The following is a 2,739-nucleotide window of genomic DNA, read 5'->3' on the forward strand; positions in this document are numbered from 1 at the left end:
CTCGCCGGACGAGGTCCCCGCGGTCCCCTCCCCGGGCCGGGCGGTCCCGAGCCCCGGCATGCTGTCCCTGTCCCAGCCGGTCGGGTACCGCCTGCCCTCGGGCCGCTCCTTCCAGTAGTCCGGCGAGCGCACGGCCTCCTGCTTGCGGATCGTGTCCCGGCGGATGATCCACAGCACCAGGAAGATCACCCCGATCGGGATGACGAGGGCCATCAGGATCCCGAACAGCGCGCCGGGTGTCGCCCACTCCATCGCCTTCCTCCTTCGGGTGGGGGCGCGGTCCTCACAGGGCCGCGAGAAGCTCACGGCACGCGCACTCGCAGCGGCGGCACGCCTCGGCGCACACCCAGCAGTGCTCGTGCCGGGCGGCGTGGCGGTCGCACTCCTCGCCGCACAGGCGGCAGGCCTCCGCGCACGCCTTGACCAGTGTCCGGACGAGGGTGTCGTCCTCCCCGGTCCGTCGCGAGAGCACCCGCTGGGTGGACTCGCACACGTCGGCGCAGTCCAGGTCCAGGCGCACGCACGCGACCAGTTCGGCCACCGCCCGTTCGCCCAGGCAGGAGTCCGCGCACAGCACGCACGCCTGTGCGCACGCGCCGCAGGCCTCGATGCAGGCCCGCACCCTCTCCTCGATCCCGTCGCCCCGGCGGTCGGAGCGGGTGTCCAGCATCTGTTCGACGACGCTCATGACTCCTCCTCGAACGTTTCCGGTCCGGACCCGGGGCGGGCCCGGACCGGGGCTTTCACAGCGAGAACCGCAGCGCGAAGTGGTTCAGCGAGGCGGGGAGCCCCGACGCGGGCAGCGGCCCGCCCGCGTCCACGCGGGTCAGGTTCCGGCCCCGGAGCAGGGCGCGCAGGAACAGCGACACCGTCAGCGGAACCAGGTCGCGCGCCGCGCACCCGGCGGGGCCGTAGCTGAAGGGCACGATCCCCGGCTCCGCCTCGGCGCGCCCGTCGAGCCAGACCTCCGGCTCGAACGCGTCCGCGTACGGAAGCCGGGAGGAGTCCCGGTGGAAGTAGGAACTCACGACCAGGAAGGCCGTTCCCGCCTCGAACACCTCCTCCCGCCAGGCCGTCTCCCGCGTGCTCTCCCGGATCACCATGAGCGTGGTCGGCCACAGCCGCACCGACTCGCGCACCGTCGCCCGCAGCAGCGGCAGGTCGAGCCCCTCGCGGCCGTCCGCCTCCTCGCGGGCCGCGTGGGCGCCGGGGCTGAGCGAGGTCAGCAGCGCCAGGGAGCGGAACGCGGCGACGGCGGCCGCGTCGAAGGCGAACAGCCAGTGCGCCACCTGGTCCTCCGGGTGTACGTCCGCGCCCTGGCCGTCCCCGCCGTGGGGGCACCCGGCGGCCGACTTCGCGGCGGCCGACCCCGCGACCAGGCGGGCGGCGAGGCTGCCCGGTTCGGCGCGTTCGATGTTGGCGCGCACCCGCCCGAGGAACTCCTCCCTCGCCGCGTGGTCGGCCGGGGCCGCGTAGGCCCAGTTCGCGCGCGAGCGCAGAGTGTGCAGGAGTTCGGTCGTGCGGCGGTCCTGCGCGGCGAACGAGCCGAAGACCACGCGCCGGGCCATGGCGTGGAAGGAGTCGGCGAACCTGCGCCAGTCCAGGACCTCCCCGCTCCGCAGTGCCAGCCTGAGCGCCAGCGCCTCGTCGTCCGCCTGTCCGGCGACGACGTCCCCGTCGGGGTGGATCGTCTGGCCCGGCACCAGGGCGGCGACGTTGGCCGCGCGGCGCCCGGGCCGTGCGTCGTGGTCGGAGATCAGCACTCCGTGCGGCTGGAAGTGGGAGAGCGCACCGCGCTTCTCCATGCCGCCGGGGGAGAAGGGTTCGGGCGTCTCCCGCAAGAGCCGGCCCACGTCCTGCGGGGACAGGACCAGGGCGAGCCGCCGTCCCGCCAGGCGCAGCGGCAGGGGGTCGTCGCCGTGGCGTTCGCGCAGGCCGCGCAGGAGGGAGACCGCCCTGCGGTCGGCGTCCAGGCCGGCGACCAGGCCCGTCATCAGCGGGCGGCGTACGATCACGCCCCGCGCCAGGTTGGGCAGCAGAACCGAGGACAGCACGCGCGCCTCCTCCGCGGCGGTGGGGCGGCGCGCCCCCCGCCGGAGTTCCGTCTCCGGCCGGGAGCCCGCGTCCTGTGGCGGATGCGCTCCCCGGCGCCGGTGTGCCTCCTGGTGTTCTGTGGGCATCGAGACCGTCCCCTCGATCGGTTCGCTGCGGTGGATTGCTGTTGTCGGCCTTGGGTCCCTACGGCTGCCGGTCCTGGCCCCGCACCGGGTTCTCGCAGCTCTCACGGCTCCCGTAGATCCCACGGCCCTCATGAGTGCCGGTGAGCTGGTTCCCTTGTTCCCAGGCCGGGTGAGGTGCGGGCCTGCCGGACCCGGTTCTCCCCGCCTTGACCGCTCACGTGCCGGTTCCAGGTTTCTACTCCGTCCCCTGCCCCGGTCCGGGCGTGTCCGAACAGGGACGCACGGGACTTCTGCGACTTGCGGGGTCACCGTGCGCCGCCCGGCCTCCGCGCACACGGCCTTCGCACACCCGGCCGCTTCGGATCCGGGGCCTCGCGGTCGCCCGCCGGGGGTTTCGTGCCCCTCCCCGCCCCGACGGGCCGGGGCACGCGAGGTGCCCGAACCCCTCGAAGCCGCGGTCCGGCGCTCCCCGCCTCGATGGGGCCGGGATGTCTTTCGCGCACGTGCGCCCCGCCTCCGCGGGACCGGAGCGTCCCCGCGCACACGCGGGCGCCCCCGG

General features: G+C 75.0%; 3 protein-coding genes. All 3 read right to left on the reverse strand.

Annotation, left to right across the window (positions count from 1 at the left end):
• Positions 1-252 (reverse strand): hypothetical protein (locus DQW06_RS26030; RefSeq protein WP_117199489.1); only part of this gene is annotated, 252 nt, incomplete at its 3' end.
• Positions 253-283: 31 nt separating this feature from the next.
• Positions 284-688, reverse strand: coding sequence for a four-helix bundle copper-binding protein (locus DQW06_RS26035; protein ID WP_013152398.1), 405 nt, complete (start codon positions 686-688; stop codon positions 284-286).
• Positions 689-743: 55 nt separating this feature from the next.
• The gene (locus DQW06_RS26040) at positions 744-2,054 is read right to left on the reverse strand and encodes a cytochrome P450 (protein WP_071621791.1); all 1,311 of its coding nucleotides are present in this window, start codon (positions 2,052-2,054) and stop codon (positions 744-746) included.
• Between the last annotated feature and the right edge of the window lie 685 nt (positions 2,055-2,739).

The organism is Nocardiopsis sp. TNDT3, assembly GCF_003427465.1.
GTDB lineage: Bacteria > Actinomycetota > Actinomycetes > Streptosporangiales > Streptosporangiaceae > Nocardiopsis > Nocardiopsis dassonvillei.

Coding starts and splice junctions, on each gene's coding strand:
- DQW06_RS26035 (WP_013152398.1), bottom strand. CDS start 688: ATGAGCGTCGTCGAACAGATGCTGGACACCCGCTCCGACCGCCGGGGC.